12 protein-coding genes are annotated in these 14,899 nt (G+C 55.6%); 3 read left to right on the forward strand and 9 right to left on the reverse strand.

Annotated features, from left to right (window positions below; all coding sequences use genetic code 11):
* Positions 1 to 83: 83 nt before the first annotated feature.
* From B2310_RS02965 to lysS, 5 genes are read right to left on the reverse strand one after another with little or no spacing between them, the layout of a single operon-like run.
* Positions 84 to 737: an adenylate kinase family protein gene (locus tag B2310_RS02965; protein WP_290728550.1), complete on the reverse strand. Its 654-nt coding sequence runs from the start codon at positions 735 to 737 to the stop codon at positions 84 to 86.
* Between the two features lie 54 nt (positions 738 to 791).
* Positions 792 to 3,302 (reverse strand): ATP-dependent Clp protease ATP-binding subunit, encoded by a 2,511-nt coding sequence (locus B2310_RS02970; protein ID WP_073115296.1) that lies wholly within the window; start codon positions 3,300 to 3,302, stop codon positions 792 to 794.
* A 10-nt stretch (positions 3,303 to 3,312) separates the two neighbouring features.
* On the reverse strand, positions 3,313 to 3,993 hold the full coding sequence (locus B2310_RS02975) for an ABC transporter ATP-binding protein (protein ID WP_290728553.1): 681 nt from the start codon (positions 3,991 to 3,993) through the stop codon (positions 3,313 to 3,315).
* Positions 3,986 to 5,230 (reverse strand): FtsX-like permease family protein, encoded by a 1,245-nt coding sequence (locus tag B2310_RS02980; RefSeq protein ID WP_073115297.1) that lies wholly within the window; start codon positions 5,228 to 5,230, stop codon positions 3,986 to 3,988. The genes B2310_RS02975 and B2310_RS02980 overlap by 8 nt, the downstream gene beginning before the upstream one ends.
* Before the next feature lie 3 nt (positions 5,231 to 5,233).
* On the reverse strand, positions 5,234 to 6,742 hold the full coding sequence (gene lysS, locus B2310_RS02985; protein ID WP_290728557.1) for a lysine--tRNA ligase: 1,509 nt from the start codon (positions 6,740 to 6,742) through the stop codon (positions 5,234 to 5,236).
* A gap of 483 nt (positions 6,743 to 7,225) precedes the next feature.
* Between lysS and B2310_RS02990 the strand changes: the two genes are divergently transcribed.
* On the forward strand, positions 7,226 to 7,825 hold the full coding sequence (locus B2310_RS02990; protein ID WP_290728559.1) for a TIGR01440 family protein: 600 nt from the start codon (positions 7,226 to 7,228) through the stop codon (positions 7,823 to 7,825).
* Here the strand turns inward: B2310_RS02990 and B2310_RS02995 are convergent.
* Both B2310_RS02995 and B2310_RS03000 read right to left on the reverse strand, forming a co-directional pair.
* Positions 7,822 to 8,634 (reverse strand): hypothetical protein, encoded by an 813-nt coding sequence (locus B2310_RS02995; RefSeq protein WP_290723685.1) that lies wholly within the window; start codon positions 8,632 to 8,634, stop codon positions 7,822 to 7,824. The genes B2310_RS02990 and B2310_RS02995 overlap by 4 nt on opposite strands.
* Positions 8,631 to 9,383, reverse strand: a complete 753-nt coding sequence (locus B2310_RS03000; protein ID WP_290728561.1) for a YkgJ family cysteine cluster protein — start codon at positions 9,381 to 9,383, stop codon at positions 8,631 to 8,633. Before B2310_RS03000 ends, B2310_RS02995 begins: the two co-directional genes overlap by 4 nt.
* Positions 9,384 to 9,557: 174 nt before the next feature.
* Between B2310_RS03000 and B2310_RS03005 the strand changes: the two genes are divergently transcribed.
* The gene (locus B2310_RS03005) at positions 9,558 to 10,841 is read left to right on the forward strand and encodes a hypothetical protein (protein ID WP_290728563.1); all 1,284 of its coding nucleotides are present in this window, start codon (positions 9,558 to 9,560) and stop codon (positions 10,839 to 10,841) included.
* Between the two features lie 3 nt (positions 10,842 to 10,844).
* Positions 10,845 to 12,098 (forward strand): hypothetical protein, encoded by a 1,254-nt coding sequence (locus tag B2310_RS03010; RefSeq protein ID WP_290728566.1) that lies wholly within the window; start codon positions 10,845 to 10,847, stop codon positions 12,096 to 12,098.
* A gap of 128 nt (positions 12,099 to 12,226) precedes the next feature.
* Here B2310_RS03010 and B2310_RS03015 read toward each other — a convergent pair whose 3' ends face one another.
* The gene (locus B2310_RS03015) at positions 12,227 to 13,927 is read right to left on the reverse strand and encodes a hypothetical protein (RefSeq protein ID WP_290728568.1); all 1,701 of its coding nucleotides are present in this window, start codon (positions 13,925 to 13,927) and stop codon (positions 12,227 to 12,229) included.
* Positions 13,928 to 13,966: 39 nt separating this feature from the next.
* On the reverse strand, positions 13,967 to 14,899 hold a 933-nt coding region (locus B2310_RS03020), incomplete at its 5' end, for an Ig-like domain-containing protein (protein WP_290728570.1).

A 14,899-nucleotide genomic window follows, 5' to 3' on the forward strand; every position in this document is an offset into this window, starting at 1 on the left:
TTAGCCTTTGCGGTCTTCTGTGAGCAAAAAGCGACCGGTATTAACCGGTCGCGATTGCGAGAGCAAAGGCAAGGCGTATTTTACTACTTGTTTTTAGCCTTTGCGGTCTTTTTGGCCGGAGCCTTCTTGGCGGAAGCCTTGCAAGCGGACTTGCAGAACTTCACGTAGGCAGCGAGGGTGTCGCAGAACACTTCGTCCGGGGTGTTGTCGCCGTTGATGCGGCTGATGATGGACTTGCTGTACTTGCCGAGCACCTTGGCGGTGGATTCCTTGTACACCTTGAGGCGGTTCTTGATGACGGCTTCGTCGGCGTCGTCCTTGCGGCCTTCGATCTTGGCGCGGTTCAGGAGGCGAGCCACGATGGTCTTCTCGTCCTTGATGTCGAGCACGAAGATGTGCTTCACGTCGACGACAGATTCGATGAGCTTGACCTGGGCAACCGTGCGGGGAATACCGTCGAGGAGGAGGGTATCCTTATCCGGGTTCACCTTGTTCGTGTTGATGAGGCCTTCGATGAAGCGGCCGAAAATTTCGACAGTGGCTTCGTCCGGAACGAGCAGGCCCTTGCTGGAGTAAGAAGCGAGGAGCTTGCCGGATTCGCTGGAAGGAGCAATGCCACGGAAGATGTCGCCCGTGGAAATGTGCTTGAGGGAAGTGGTAGCAGCGAGCTTCGCGCCGACGGTACCCTTGCCGGAACCCGGTGCGCCGAAGATAAGAACTGCAGGAATTTTAGCCATTGTTAACCTCTTGGGTTTGATTGTTGAAATTTTTCGCGGACAAAGATAGCATTTTTACGACTGGATTTTCTCGCACTTGAAACTGAGCTTGCCGTTTTCGACGCCGATGCTTATCGTGGAGAAGTCCGTGAGGGTACCGAGCAGGAGCCCTTCGGCAATCGCGTCTTCCACGAGGTTCTGGATGGAACGGCGGATGGGTCGCGCGCCCAGGGTGGAATCGTAATTGTTGTTCACGATAAATTCCTTCGCCTCCTGGCTGATTTCCAGCAGGATTCCGCGATCGGAGATGTTCTTCTGGAGGAACCCCATCTGGATGTCCACGACGGAAACGAGGTCCTTCTTGCTGAGGGCTCGGAACACAATCTGCTCGTCGATGCGGTTCAGGAATTCCGGCGAGAACACGCGCTTGACCTCTTCGCGGATGGCGTTTTCCATGCGCTCGTAGTCGTCGGTCTCCCCTTCCTTGGTGAACCCCATGCCGCCGCTGTGGCGCACTTCGCGCGCACCCGCGTTACTCGTCATGATGATGATGGTGTTCTTGAAGTTGATCTTGCGGCCGTAACTGTCGGTAAGGATTCCGTCGTCAAGAATCTGGAGCAGGATATTGTAGATGTCCGGATGCGCCTTCTCGATTTCGTCGAGGAGCACCACGGAATAAGGCTTCTTGCGCACCTTCTCGGTAAGCTGTCCGCCGCCTTCCTCGAAGCCCACGTATCCCGGAGGAGCACCGATAAGGCGCGAGACGCTGTGCTTTTCCATGTATTCGCTCATGTCGATGCGGATCATGGATTCCTCGCTCCCGAACAGCGAGAGGCTCAGCACCTTCGCAAGTTCCGTTTTGCCCACGCCGGTAGGCCCGAGGAAGAGGAAACTGCCCATCGGGCGCTTGCTGCTGCGGATGCCCGCTCGCGTACGGCGGATGGACTTGACAATCGCATCGACTGCGGCGTCCTGCCCGATAATGCGCTGCTTGATTTCTTCGCCGAGGTGCAGGAGTTTCTGCGTCTCTTCACCGCCGAGGCGGCTCACGGGAATGCCCGTCATCTTGCTGATGCAGTCGCGGATGTCACTCTCGTCCACGACAGGTGTCTCCTGCCCTTCTTCCTGCAACTGCTTCTTGCGTTCCGCGATGGAACTCTGGAGTTCCTCCTCGCGGGCACGGCACTTGGCCGCATTCTCGTAATCCTGGTTCGCGACCGCCTCTTCCTTCTTCGAAAGGACTTCGGCAAGTTCAGATTCCATGTCGAGCAGGTCCTGCGGGACCTTGATGGAATTGAGCTTCACGCGCGCACCCGTCTCGTCGAGCACATCGATTGCCTTGTCGGGCAAGAACCGCTCGCTGATGTAGCGTTCGGCAAGCGTCACCGCGGCACGGATGGCCTCGGGCGTGTAGTGCACCTTGTGGTGCTGCTCGTACTTCGGGCGCAGACCCTCAAGAATCTGGATGGAATCTTCCGAGTTGGGCGGGTTCACGAGAATCGTCTGGAAGCGGCGTTCGAGTGCAGCATCCTTCTCGATGTACTTGCGGTATTCGTCAATCGTCGTCGCACCGATGCACTGCAGTTCGCCACGCGCAAGGGCCGGCTTGAAAATGTTGCTCGCATCGAGGCTGCCTTCCGCACCGCCTGCACCCACGATGGTGTGGAGTTCGTCGATGAAGAGAATCACGGAGTTGCTCACGCGCTGGAGTTCCATGATGAGGCCCTTCATGCGTTCCTCGAACTGCCCGCGGTACTTGGTTCCCGCAACCATCGCCGCCACGTCGAGCGTCACGACGCGCTTGTTCACGAGCAGGTCGGGAATCTTCTTCTGCACAATCTTCTGTGCAAGGCCTTCGATAATCGCGGTCTTGCCCACGCCCGGTTCGCCGATGAGCGCCGGGTTGTTCTTCTTGCGGCGGCAGAGAATCTGGATGAGGCGTTCGATTTCGGATTCGCGCCCGATAATCGGGTCGAGCTTGCCCGCACGCGCCATCGCGGTGAGGTCGCGGCCAAAATGGTCGAGAATCGGGGTCTTGGACTTGGAACCGCCGCGCATCTCGCGCCCGCCCTGCTGCTGGCGCGGTCCCTCTTCGGGGATATCCTGCGGGGCGTTGCCGTCGCCGCTATGCTTGAGCTGGTCGAGCGTCTGCTGGAAATTTTCGTACGTTATGTTGTATGTGGAAAGGATTCCAACCGCAGGGGAATCTACCTGCTGGAGAATCGCGAGCATCAGGTGTTCGGGGCCGATATACTGGTCGCCTTCTTCCTTCGCGATTTTTGCAGCATTGAAAAGCACCGCCTTCGCGCGGACCGTAAACTGCAACAGGCCGTCGCGCGGGTTGCCGCCGATGGTCATTAGCCCGCCGTTCGAGGAGAGCGAGCGCTGGATATCCTCGCTCAGGTCCACGAGGTTTATCCGGAGCGCCTTGAGGGTCTCGACCGCAAAGCCCGAATCCTCACGCACGAGGCCCAGGAGCAGGTGCTCGGTCGAAACGCAGTCGCTCCCGAGGTTGCGCGCCGCCATGCGGGCGGCCTGGAGCACGGCCTTCGCCTTCGCAGAGAAAATTCCGTTATTGTCAGCCATACCAAATCTCCTATCCGATATCCTGAATCAATCCGTTATGCATCACCACACGGCGCTTCGCAAAACTCGCCAACTTCTCGTCATGCGTCACAATCAAGAAGGCCTGCTTGAACGTCTCGTTGAGTTCGCCAAAGAGTTCGTTCAGCTTCGCGGAGTTCGCCTCGTCCAAGTTGCCGCTCGGTTCGTCGGCCAGCACCAGGTCCGGGTGATTCATGAGCGCACGCGCAATCGCAATACGCTGGCGCTCGCCGCCACTGAGTTCGCGTGGCAAGTGCCTGAGGCGGTCCTTGAGCCCCACCGTTTCCAACAGCATCTCGCCACGTTCGCGACATTCCTTCTCGGACTGGCCCACAATGCGGCCCGGAACGCACACGTTCTCGATGGCGGTAAACTCGCTGAGCAAGTGATGGAACTGGAACACGAACCCCACCTTGAAGCGGTGGTACGCGTCGCGCTCGTCGCTGTTGAACTTGCTGAGCGGCTTGCCCTTGAAAAGAATTTCGCCGGAGGTCGGCGTGTCGAGCATGCCCACAAGGTTCAGGAACGTAGACTTGCCCGAACCGGAGGAACCCGTGAGCGCCACGAGTTCGCCCTCTTTCATCGAGAAGTTCACGCCCTTCAAGATTTCGAGCTGTTCGCCCGTCTCGGAGAACACGCGACGGAGGTCGACTGTCCGCAATAAACTACTCATGCCTAATCGCTCCTACGGGGTCAAGCCTGCTCGCCTTCCATGCCGGGAGCAAGGTCGCAAGCACACAAAGCGCAATGCCAATCACGAAAATAAGGACCACGTCAATCAGGTGCACAGAAATCGGGAAGTACGGAATCACGTAGACATCGCCCGGGAGCGTGATGAAGTGGTAGGCCTCCTGCAACTTGCAGAGCACAAGCCCGATGGTACCACCCACGATGGTGCCGCCCACGCCAATGAAGCTGCCCATGAGCATGAACACGCGCATGATGCCCGCCTTGCTGAAGCCCATGCTGCGGAGGATGCCGATTTCCTTCGTCTTGTCGATGACGACCATGATAAGGGAACTGATGATGTTGAACGCCGCCACGAGGATGATGAGGCAGATGACCGCCGCCACGATGAACTTCTCGTAGTTCATCCACTTGAGGAGCGTGATGTTCTTCGCCTTCCAGTCCATCGAGTAGTACGGGTAGGTAAGCCACTGGCTCATGTCGTAGGCCGCCTCGCCCGCCTTCCAGTGGTCCTTGATGCGGAACTGGATACCCATCACGGCGTCACCCATGCCGAGCAGTTTCTGCATTTCCTTGAGCCCGATGTAGGCCAGGTTGCCGTCGTACTCGTAAGTGCCCGTCTCGAAGATGCCGCTCACCACGCACATCATCATCTTGGGGCCCGAGCCGAGCGCCTCATCCGGGCTCTGAAACAGTTGCAGCACGAGCTTGTCGCCCACCACCACGCGCAGGCGGTTCGCAAGCCCCGAACCGAGGATGATTCCCGGGCGCATCTTGCCCGTGAGGTCTTCCAGGCTATCGACGGAATACTCGCCCCACTTGATGTACTTGTAGATGTCGGTCACGCCCTTCGCGCTTTCGGCATCGATGCCGTAAATCACTATGCCGTCGTTCACCTTCTTGGAGCTGATGCCCACCTTGTAGATGATGAACGGCGACGAGGCCACGATGTTCGAATCGCGGTTCTTCGCCTCGCGGGTAAGACTGTCGTAACTCGCGATAGGCTCGCCGTTGTACGACATGATTTCGAGGTGGGCGTCCTTCCCTATCATCTGGGCGGTGACCTCTTCCTCGAAGCCGTTGACCGCAGCAAGCGCCACCACCAGCGCGAATACGCCGATACTCACTCCGAGCATACTGAAAATGCCGATAAGCGAAACGAAGAGACTCTTACGCTGAGCCCCCAGGTAACGCCAGGCGATGAGCCATTCCAGTTTATTCATGAATTAGCAGTTTTCCGGTTTCATTAAGGGGAAGAGTTGCACGTCGCGGATGGTCTGCTGGTTCGTGAGCAACATGACCATGCGGTCAATACCGAAGCCCACGCCGCCCGTAGGAGGCAGGCCACTTTCGATAGCGTGCATGAAGTTTTCGTCCATCGGGTGCGTTTCGCCTTCGCCACCGCGGCCGCGGCGCACCTGGTCTTCCAGGAGCTCACGCTGACGGATGGGGTCGTTAAGTTCGGTATAGGCGTTGCCCAGTTCCCATCCGTTAGCGTACGGCTCGAACTGTTCGATGAGCCCTTCGATGGTGCGGTGCTTCTTGCAGAGCGGGGTGCTCTCGGTCGGCATGTCCTTGATGATGGTCGGCTGGATGAGCTTGTCTTCCACGGTGAGCTCGAACAGTTCGAGAATCCCGCGGCCGCGGCTGAATTCGCCGTCCAGGTGGCCTCCCAGCTCTTCCATCTTGTTCTTGATGTCGTCGTCGCTCATTTCGTTGACCTTAAGGCCACCGAACTTCTCGATAGCTTCGATCATGCTGTAGCGGGGCCACGGGGCCTTGAAGTCGATAACCTTCCCCTGGTAATTAATCTTGGTGGTGCCGTTCGCCGCAATGCAGGCGCGTTCGTAGATGTTCTCGAAGTGCACCATCATGTCGTTGTAGTCGGCGTAGGCTTCGTAGAACTCGAGGCCGGTGAATTCCGGGCTATGGGTGCGGTCCATGCCTTCGTTACGGAAGTTCTTGGAGAATTCGAAAACCTTTTCCATACCGCCCACAATGCAGCGCTTCAGGTAAAGTTCCGGGGCCACGCGCAGGTAGAGCGTCATGTCGCAGGCGTTGTGGTGCGTGGTGAACGGACGGGCGTTTGCACCGCCGTAAATCGGCTGGAGCGTCGGAGTTTCGACTTCGATGAATCCCTTTTCGATGAGGTATTCGCGGATAGCCTGCAGAATCTTGAAACGCTTGATGAAGACTTCCTTCACGTCGTCGTTCAAGGCCATGTCGATGTAACGCTGACGGTAGCGGGTATCCACGTCGGCAAATTCGTTGAATACGACCTTGTTGCCGTTCTCGTCCACCTTTTCCTTAGCGACCGGAAGCGGGCGCACAGCCTTACTGAGCATGGTCACCTTCTTCACGTGCACGGAGTATTCGCCCGTCTGCGTTTCGAACATGAAACCGTTTACGCCGATAAAGTCACCGAGGTCGGTCATCTTGACGACTTCGTAGTTCTCCTCGCCCACCTCGTCGCGGGCGCACACCACCTGGAGGCGGCCATAGCGGTCCTTCAGGTGCATAAAGCACATCTTTCCCTTGCGGTTGAAGCGGACCACGCGGCCAGCGAAGGCGACTTCCTCGCCCGATTTCATCAAGGCTTCCTTGTTTTCCTTGAGCATCTTGGAATCGTGCGTGCGGTTGAACTTGTGCGGATAGGCCTCGATGCCCATTTCCTTGAACTTCGCAAGCTTCGCCAAACGAGCCTGCACCTGGTCATTCATGTCTTGCATTGCCATAATCGGTATCCTGTGATACAATCACGTGAAATTTTGAACGTGGTAAAGATAGAAATTTACGGTTTCTTTCATATAATACATGATCAAAACACGAATTGTTTCGCCTTTGTAAAAATCTTTTTCAGCACCATTTTGGCTCATTTTGGGGGTCTAATCCGTTTTAAGGATAGAGGCACTGCAATTCCGCAGTGTCGCCTACCCCCGTCGGCACGTGTTTTCCGATGCTTTAAAAATTATAGATTCTTTTCAAACAGGGAGCAAGAGGATTAGTCCTTGACGCAACGGACAGGAAAAGCATTCCTCTTGGATAAAGATTCCTGAGTAATGGTAGCGTCTTCAGACAGACTCATCGCGAAAGCATCGCCAAAGCTTTGTTCTGTAGAACTCCAAAAATAAGCCAACTTGGAATAGGCGCACTCCAAAATTTCTATCTTTACCCCCAAAATTATGTGGCGGCAGGCCCGCAAAAAAGGAAAATTTTTTATGGCTGGCTCTACTTACGAAGTTGAAGACAAGAATCTTATAGAACAAATTAAATCCGACGCACATAGCGCCGCCTTACAACTCATCGAAAAAGCGCACCTGACAAGCGGCCAAATCGTCGTTGTCGGCTGCAGCACGAGTTCAACACTCGGAAACAACATCGGGAGCCATTCCGTACCAGAAGTCGGCAAGGCTATTTTCGAAGGCCTACAATCCGCATTCAAGCCAAGCGGCATCTTTATCGCGGCTCAATGTTGCGAACATCTGAACCGCGCGATTATCATAGAGCACGCCGCAGTCCCGAATGCAGAAATCGTGAACGTAGTTCCGCAACCCAAGGCGGGAGGCTCATTCGCCACCGCCTGCTACGCAGCGTTTGAGCATCCGGTTGCAATCGAGCACATCAAGGCAGATGCCGGACTCGACATCGGCGGAACACTCATCGGGATGCACCTCAAGGAAGTCGCCGTCCCCCTACAGCTTACGCAAAGCCACATCGGCAAAGCAATCCTGCTTGCCGCCCGCACACGTCCGAAATTCATCGGCGGGGATCGCGCGCACTACGACGAAAGCCTCAAGGACGGCTATCCGAAATTCTAGAGTTCCTTGTGACGGTGCATGGCACGGATATTCTTCGGCAACACTTCCTTGTGCCACTTGATCCACTCGTCATAATAGATATATTGCCGTTCGCGCTGGCGAAAGACTCGGCCATGAACCGTGCGGCGTCCGTTTTTGACTTCCACAGGAATCACCACATGCAGGCACTCATGATAAACGACGCCCGCGACAGCGTATAGCGGACAATTTGCGGCATCGTAGCCACGGCTGATGCTTATCAGGTGGAAATTTTCGCCCGTTATCGGATCTTTGCGTACGGAATGGAAGCTCAAGCCCCCCACACGATTACTCCAGGTAATACGGCAAGTCAGCTGTTCATCGAAATACGTATGGTTGATGGCGGCGAGCACATCATCGAGATTGAAGTAGCGGCCGCGCGGCTTGATTGGCGGAAGACGGCATGTGTTTTCGAGCGGGGAATCGCCCCGGTCCACCAGCACCTGATCGACAACTTCCCAAAAACGGGCAACAAGGTCCTTGATAATGGCCTTGTTCTTCTGCGTCTTGCGGCGGACTGCATGTTCCGCCCACTCGGCAGCAAGTTCGCGAGCAGCGGCAAATTCCGGCGCACGCATATATTCCGGGAGCAAGACTTCCGGATGCCCGAAAAGAAAGCCGGCCTTGCAGCGGATGCTCCTTTTCATGCGGCTGTTATACTTGAAATGGACAAGGCCGTTCGCAGAACACTTTCCCGAAGGGCGCGGAGCAAGGGATTCCCCCTGGACATCGGCCTTCGGGGCCATGTTCAGTTGCGCGAAAAAATCCAACTGTCCTTCCGTTTCGTTCAACCTAAAATTCCTTCGTATGCATTTAGCGAAAGCAACCCGCCGAAAAAGCTTTCGGGAAGGTCGAGCGCCGCATAGTGTTCAGAAATTCCGAGCAGGGCCTCCTCGATATTGTCCGGCAAGTACACAATATAGCTTTCGTTCAGCTCGGTCTGGAGGGTTTCCGGCTTGCAATAGCAGGGATCCGTCTGGCTAAAGTACATCCGGCACGAGACGGGGCGGAAGGCGTATTCTCCGCAGTCCCCCTTTGCATCGGAAAAGGGACAGGGCGTCCACATCGAAAAATAATCGTGAAGCGCCATGTCCTCGGCTGCATCCTCGGAATCGACCTCGCCCAGCCTTTTTACAAACAAATTATTAAAATTCTCCGAGCGGCCCAGACACGCCTCCATGATGGTGATGAGGTCGCCGCGCTTGCGGATTTCCTGATACAGGTAAATGAGTTCGAACGGTTCCACCGACATGGGATAATGGTGGCAACAGTTTCCGCAGGCGGGCCTGCACTGGATAGGCTTTTCCTGCTGCGGCAACACGGCCTTGAGATACTGGTCGTAGGCAGCGTGGTAGGCCTTCGTGAATTCAACTATCCGGGGGAGCTCCTCGCGCAGGTTGTCGGGACCGACAGCCTGCGGGCGCCCGAGCCGTGCGGCGAGGGCGTCCAGGCGATCCCTTTCCGCCCCGAGGAGCGAACCCATTTTCGCCTCGGCAATGCGGTATGCCCTCGTGGGGAAATAGTCTCTACAAAGTTCCATCGAGCACAAATATATCATTAACACATGAAATTTGTCCTTTTTTTCGAAAAAAAAGAAAGATTTGACATATAAATGAGTCGATTCTTCCTCATGCCCGAGCCAAAATCTTCCAAAGAAATTTATTTTTTGCTTATCGAATTCATTCAAAAAATTTGTTTTTTGGAAGTTGGATTTATGAAACGATTTAAAAGATTCTGGTTGTGTGCGACTGCGGCCCTAGCCATAGGGATTGCCGGTTGCAACCTGTTCAACCCCACGGAAAATGCCGACATCGCCGACGACGATGTCGATGCCCTCACCTACGAGGCCTACATCCATTTCCGCAATGCAGAATACACCATCGCAAGGGAATACTTCGAAAAGGTGCTCAAGGCGGATTCCACCGTCTCCGAGGCGTGGTACGGCCTTGCCAAGTGCGTGCTGAACCAGCAGGGGCTGAACGTCTTCGAAATGCTCAAGTACGCCAACTCTAAGGATGGCCAGAGCGCATTCCTGGAAATGGACGATTCGACCGCAAACCACTACAAAACCGCAATTACCGCAGTCCTGGAAGTCCTCGACCCGTTCATTGAAAGGGATTCCACCGGAAGAACCGACGGAAAGGTGACCTTCAAGACCATCTCGGCAAGCTACACGGTACTCCACCTGACCAAGGCCGCCATCATGGTCCGCAACAACATCAACGACATAACAGGCCTGTTCAGTTTCTCGGACGGAGCCATGGACATCGACTGGAGTTCCCTGAAGGGTATGGGCGAATCCTCCGTCGAAATGTTCGAATCCATGGGCGACATCGGACATGCCATCAAGGCGGACCCGAGTATCGCGACCGAAGTCCTCAAGAGCTATGTTCCTGAAGCGGCCCTGCTCAGCGACTCCGGTCTCACGGTTGCGACCGAAGCCATGGCGACCTACATGATTACCGCGAGCGAAGCGGTCACAAGCAACGAGGACGCCATCATCGCCTACACAAGCATCGGTGACATGATGGACGGAGACGGAGACGGCTGCATCGACGAAGAAATCGCCGACAACTTCGACAACGACGGCGACGGCCTCGTCGACGAAGACATGCGCCAAAACCAGGCGATGGTTCCCGAAACGAACTTCCTGCAGCACCGCTTCGGCCAGATAGCATCGGTCAAGACCGCTGAAGGCTACGAAACGGTCGACATCGACATGAACGGAAAGGCCGCCGATGAAGGGGAATTTACCTTCGTCATCGAAGGTTCCAACGACCGCGACGCCCAGAACAACCACCTGTTCAAGGCATTCGCTGCGAACTTCGGTTTCGCCGAATCGGGCAATACGCTCGCAGAGAACATGAATCTTGCAAAGAAGGATAGGGACGTAAACAACATCAAATACGACCTCGCCTGGCGCAAGGCCAACATCGGCGGATGCTGGGCCAACTACGACGAAGAAATGTTCCTCAAATGGTTTGAAGGGAGGGACTAAGCGATGAAAAGAATTTTAGCGACACTCTTATGCCTCGGACTGGGGGCGGCAGTCTTTGCCGCCAAAGCCCCGACTCACCACTCGATGCGCGGCGAATCCATGGGTAACGCACATGTGGCCGTAGTCGATGACAAGGAAGCCATCTACTACAACTACGCAGGCCTTTCCCAGATTAACCGACTGGGCAACTACGACAAGCGCCCGGAACAAGGCTACTACCCGCGCAACTTCATCGGCGATGCTCGACTGAACTTGGGCGGCGCGGGTCCGTTCGAAACATACTTCTCCACCTACAACGTGGCGAAGGACCTGCAAGCCCTCTACCAGAACGTGGCCGATGCGGCCGAGGCTCTCGGCATAAACCAGAACCAGCTTCTGATGGATACGCTTTCCTCGCACCCGGAACTCATCCATAAAATCAATTCCTACGACCACAAGTACCTCACCATGAAAATCAAGATGGATGCGGAACTCGCCATCCACGGATTCGGCGGTGCGGTCTGGGTGGACGGAAGCGTCGCCCCCTACCTCGACGGAGGCCTCATCCTTCCCTTCCTCGGCGTCGACACATTCTACGTCGACGGCGTGGTGCAGGGCGGTGTCGCCTACGGATTCACCGACAACCTCTCCGTGGGTATCGGTGCAAAGGCGGCGAAGCGCCACAAAGTGGAAGTCATCACCATCGACATCTTGAACTACGCCTCCATACAGGATACTCTCGAAGACCGCTACGACGACGCGACCCACAGCATCTTCGACTTCGAGTCCATCTCGTTCGGTCTTGACTTCGGCGTGCTCTACCAGCTGACCCGTGAATTCCGCGTGGGCGCATCACTCCGCGACGTGTACTTCAAGGAACTCGCCGGCGACAAGATTACCCCGAACCTGAGCGTGGGCTTCAACTATTCCCCGAGATTCTTTAACAAGAACACCGGCTACGCACGCAAGTTCAACTTTGCCTGCGACTATGCAGACGCATTCAATTCGGAAAAGAACTACAAGCCCCTCTCCCACCTGAATTTCGGTCTCGAAGTGGAACAGACACTGCTTGCCTGGCCCGGCTACAACAACGAGCTTCGAGCCCTGAGCCTCCGCCTCGCCGGCGGATTCAAGGGCGGTTACCCCTCCGCAGGCGTAAGCCTCGAAGTGCTCCGCGTCGTAACGCTCGAATTCGCGACCTGGGCCGAAGAACTCGGCTACTACACCGGTCAGGACGAAGAACGTATCTACATGGGACAGATTAGCCTCGGCTTCTAGCCTTTTCTAATTGTTCCAGCCTTAACTGACTAGCTTAAGATAATCCCCCGGTTTATGCCGGGGGTTTTTCGTATCAAATGACTTTGCCGGAAGTACCTGCGTGCTGAGCGGGCAATAACAACCAGGGGTTACTTTCTGGGAACTAACTGCGGCCAGTAGTTTTCAGGCTTTTGATTCAAGTAAGTGAGGCGCGTCCAGGTATCGTCGCGGAAGCAGCCGCCCACCATGAGTTCGTCAAGCTTGCCCGTAAAGCCGCCCACCTCGAAGTAGGCACGGACGCCGACAGAATCGATCCTGTCAGAAGGTTCCAGCGAAAACGTAACCTTCGAATCGTCCCAATCGGATTGTTCCGGCGAGGCCGAAACCTTAGCGTCGTTCAGGTAGAACACCGTCTGTTCAAACGCACGCCTGCTGAATGCCACGTAAGTCCATTCGCCCGCCTTAATCCCGTCCGCGCCCGAAGCCCAGGAGACCTTGTAGCTTGCAGTATCGAGCGCATCGGACGAATCGGCAATATGGTAGACTTCCACGACAAAGCCCTTTTCGGGAACATAGAGCAAAGCGTATTCCTTCGCCTTCTCGAAGATGGTCTGTTCCTTGTCGAGCGCATCGAGTTCCACCCATGTCGAGAAGCAGAAGTAACCTTTCATATCGAAGACGAGGTTTACCTTGCGCGAAGTATCCGCGATGGCAGAATTCTCGGCAACAATAGCGTCGCCGTCATCAAGTTTTGCGCCCTTGCCCACAACACCGTCGGCAGCCACGGCCCCTGTCGGCAGACCTTCGAAGTAGCCCCTTTCCGCTCCATCGCCTACAGGCTCAAGGCCGCTATCGAAATGCCACACCAGAGAATAGCTGCGGTTCGTGGGGAACACATCCTTCGCGTATGCAGGGTTCATGGTGTTGTCAAAATGGAGTTCCAGAGAATCTGAAACATTTAGTGAATCAACACTCACCCAGAACACGGCCTCCTTGGCAGAAGCGTCAAAGTAGGTCTGCGTAATGGGGAGTTTCTTGCTGCGGTTTCCGTCCTTTGAAATGCGCACGGCCTCCCAACGACCGTTCACCATTTCAACGGAATCGAAAGCAATTTCTTTTTCCGTCAAGCGAATGGCTAGCGGGAAATCGCTCACGACGGAGCCAAGCGTATCGATTCCTTCGGGGAGCGCGAGCGGAGCCTTGAAGGTGTAAGTCATCGAATCGCCCCAAACCGTCGTTTTGTTTGGTTGTACCGCAATACCTTCAAAACCTACCGGGAACAAATTGTCCATGTAAATGAGAAGATCGAACGTGTCTGCCGGGAGGCTATCGACCACGATTTTCCCGTTCTGCACGGAGACACTTCTGCGAATAGTCGTCCCAATGACAATCGCCTCGCCGCTTTGGTTTTCGCGGAAAGCGCCCGATACGAGAAGTTTGACCGTACCCGGACCTTGCAAAGTGTCATTTACAGCAAGGGACTCGTCCTCTTCGGCATTCAGGTTCTGCAGCAGGAGCATCTGGCCAGATTCCTGGTGGAAAGCCTCGAGAGAAAAATTACCCGACGGAATGGAGTCAAATTCATAGTTTCCGTTTTCATCCGTTTCGGTTTCGAACGCGGAAAGCAGGACCTGTTCGGCCTCGCTTGCGGCAATGATGTTGTAGTTGCCCGGCACGCACTGAACACGCGCATGTGCGGCCGGCTTGCCGCCGTCCAACATCAAGATTCCCGCGAGTTCCGGAGAACCCGTTTCGGCGCTATTGCCTGCCGACTGACTATTGGAGGAACAACCCCAAAAGGCCGCCAAAGAGGCGACCGCAACAGTCAATATGGTTCCACGGAACTTCATCGATACCAATATAATTAAGTTTTTTTCAAAAAGAAATATTTATTGCAAATACCTGCATTTTATGGAGCCTGCCGTGGTGTATTCCACCACGATGACCCGCGCAGCGGGCATCTTCGCAGGCTTCTTATAGCCTGCGAACAGCGGGCGCCCCTGCATGTCGAAGATGCGGTAGAAGGCGGTCTCGGCCTCTGTCGCCCAGTTCATACGTTGCGCAATCAGGGTCGTTCCACTGCTCGATTCCACGACTTCGCCCGAAGAGGATTCCGGTTCAACACTCGAAGACGATTCGGGAGCGTTCGGGTCCGTCACCACGATGCGGCCACTCTTAATAAATGTGGAATCATTGTTGGTGGCCGTGACGGTGAAGGCGAACTCACCCGCTTCTGTAGGTGTCCCGCTGATGGATATCTTGCGGTTTGTTTTATCGATGCTGGTCGTAACGCCCGTCGGGAAGCCCTCAGGCACGACCGTTTCGGCGCCGCTCCAAGTGTAGCAGAAATCTACAATTGGTTCGCCTAGATTGATGCTCTGGCTGCTGGACCCCGCACCGCACTTTACGACTTCAGGGTAGGCAGTCCCTTCGACGGAGAAGGTCACGAACGAAGACATCTGCGAAAGGCCAGAATTGTCCGTCACGACTGCAACTGCGGAATACATGCCCGGTTCAAGCCCGCTTGCATTCACCTGGTAGGGAGCGCTTGTCGCAGAGCCGACCAAAGTATTGCCCACATAGAAGGCGACGCTCTTTACGGAACCGTCGCTATCCTTCGCGTCGGCCTTCAAGGTCACCGTCGCACCCACTTCGAACTTCGCACCCGACGCAGGGGCGGTCATCGAGACCGTCGCCGCCTTGTTGCTCAGTCCGAAAGCCTGGTTGTATTCGGGCATCTTGCCGTAGCGGCCACCCACGCCCACAAGTTTCGGGAGGTCGGTAGGAAGGCTTGAATTGCTGCGTAGTTCGTAAGAATAAGA

The organism is Fibrobacter sp. UBA3629 (genome assembly GCF_002374005.1).
Taxonomy (GTDB): Bacteria; Fibrobacterota; Fibrobacteria; order Fibrobacterales; family Fibrobacteraceae; genus Fibrobacter.

Coding starts and splice junctions, on each gene's coding strand:
- B2310_RS02975 (WP_290728553.1), bottom strand. CDS start 3,993: ATGAGTAGTTTATTGCGGACAGTCGACCTCCGTCGCGTGTTCTCCGAG.
- B2310_RS02980 (WP_073115297.1), bottom strand. CDS start 5,230: ATGAATAAACTGGAATGGCTCATCGCCTGGCGTTACCTGGGGGCTCAG.
- B2310_RS03015 (WP_290728568.1), bottom strand. CDS start 13,927: ATGAAGTTCCGTGGAACCATATTGACTGTTGCGGTCGCCTCTTTGGCG.
- B2310_RS03005 (WP_290728563.1), top strand. CDS start 9,558: ATGAAACGATTTAAAAGATTCTGGTTGTGTGCGACTGCGGCCCTAGCC.
- B2310_RS03010 (WP_290728566.1), top strand. CDS start 10,845: ATGAAAAGAATTTTAGCGACACTCTTATGCCTCGGACTGGGGGCGGCA.
- B2310_RS02965 (WP_290728550.1), bottom strand. CDS start 737: ATGGCTAAAATTCCTGCAGTTCTTATCTTCGGCGCACCGGGTTCCGGC.
- B2310_RS03000 (WP_290728561.1), bottom strand. CDS start 9,383: ATGGAACTTTGTAGAGACTATTTCCCCACGAGGGCATACCGCATTGCC.
- B2310_RS02990 (WP_290728559.1), top strand. CDS start 7,226: ATGGCTGGCTCTACTTACGAAGTTGAAGACAAGAATCTTATAGAACAA.
- B2310_RS02970 (WP_073115296.1), bottom strand. CDS start 3,302: ATGGCTGACAATAACGGAATTTTCTCTGCGAAGGCGAAGGCCGTGCTC.
- lysS (WP_290728557.1), bottom strand. CDS start 6,742: ATGGCAATGCAAGACATGAATGACCAGGTGCAGGCTCGTTTGGCGAAG.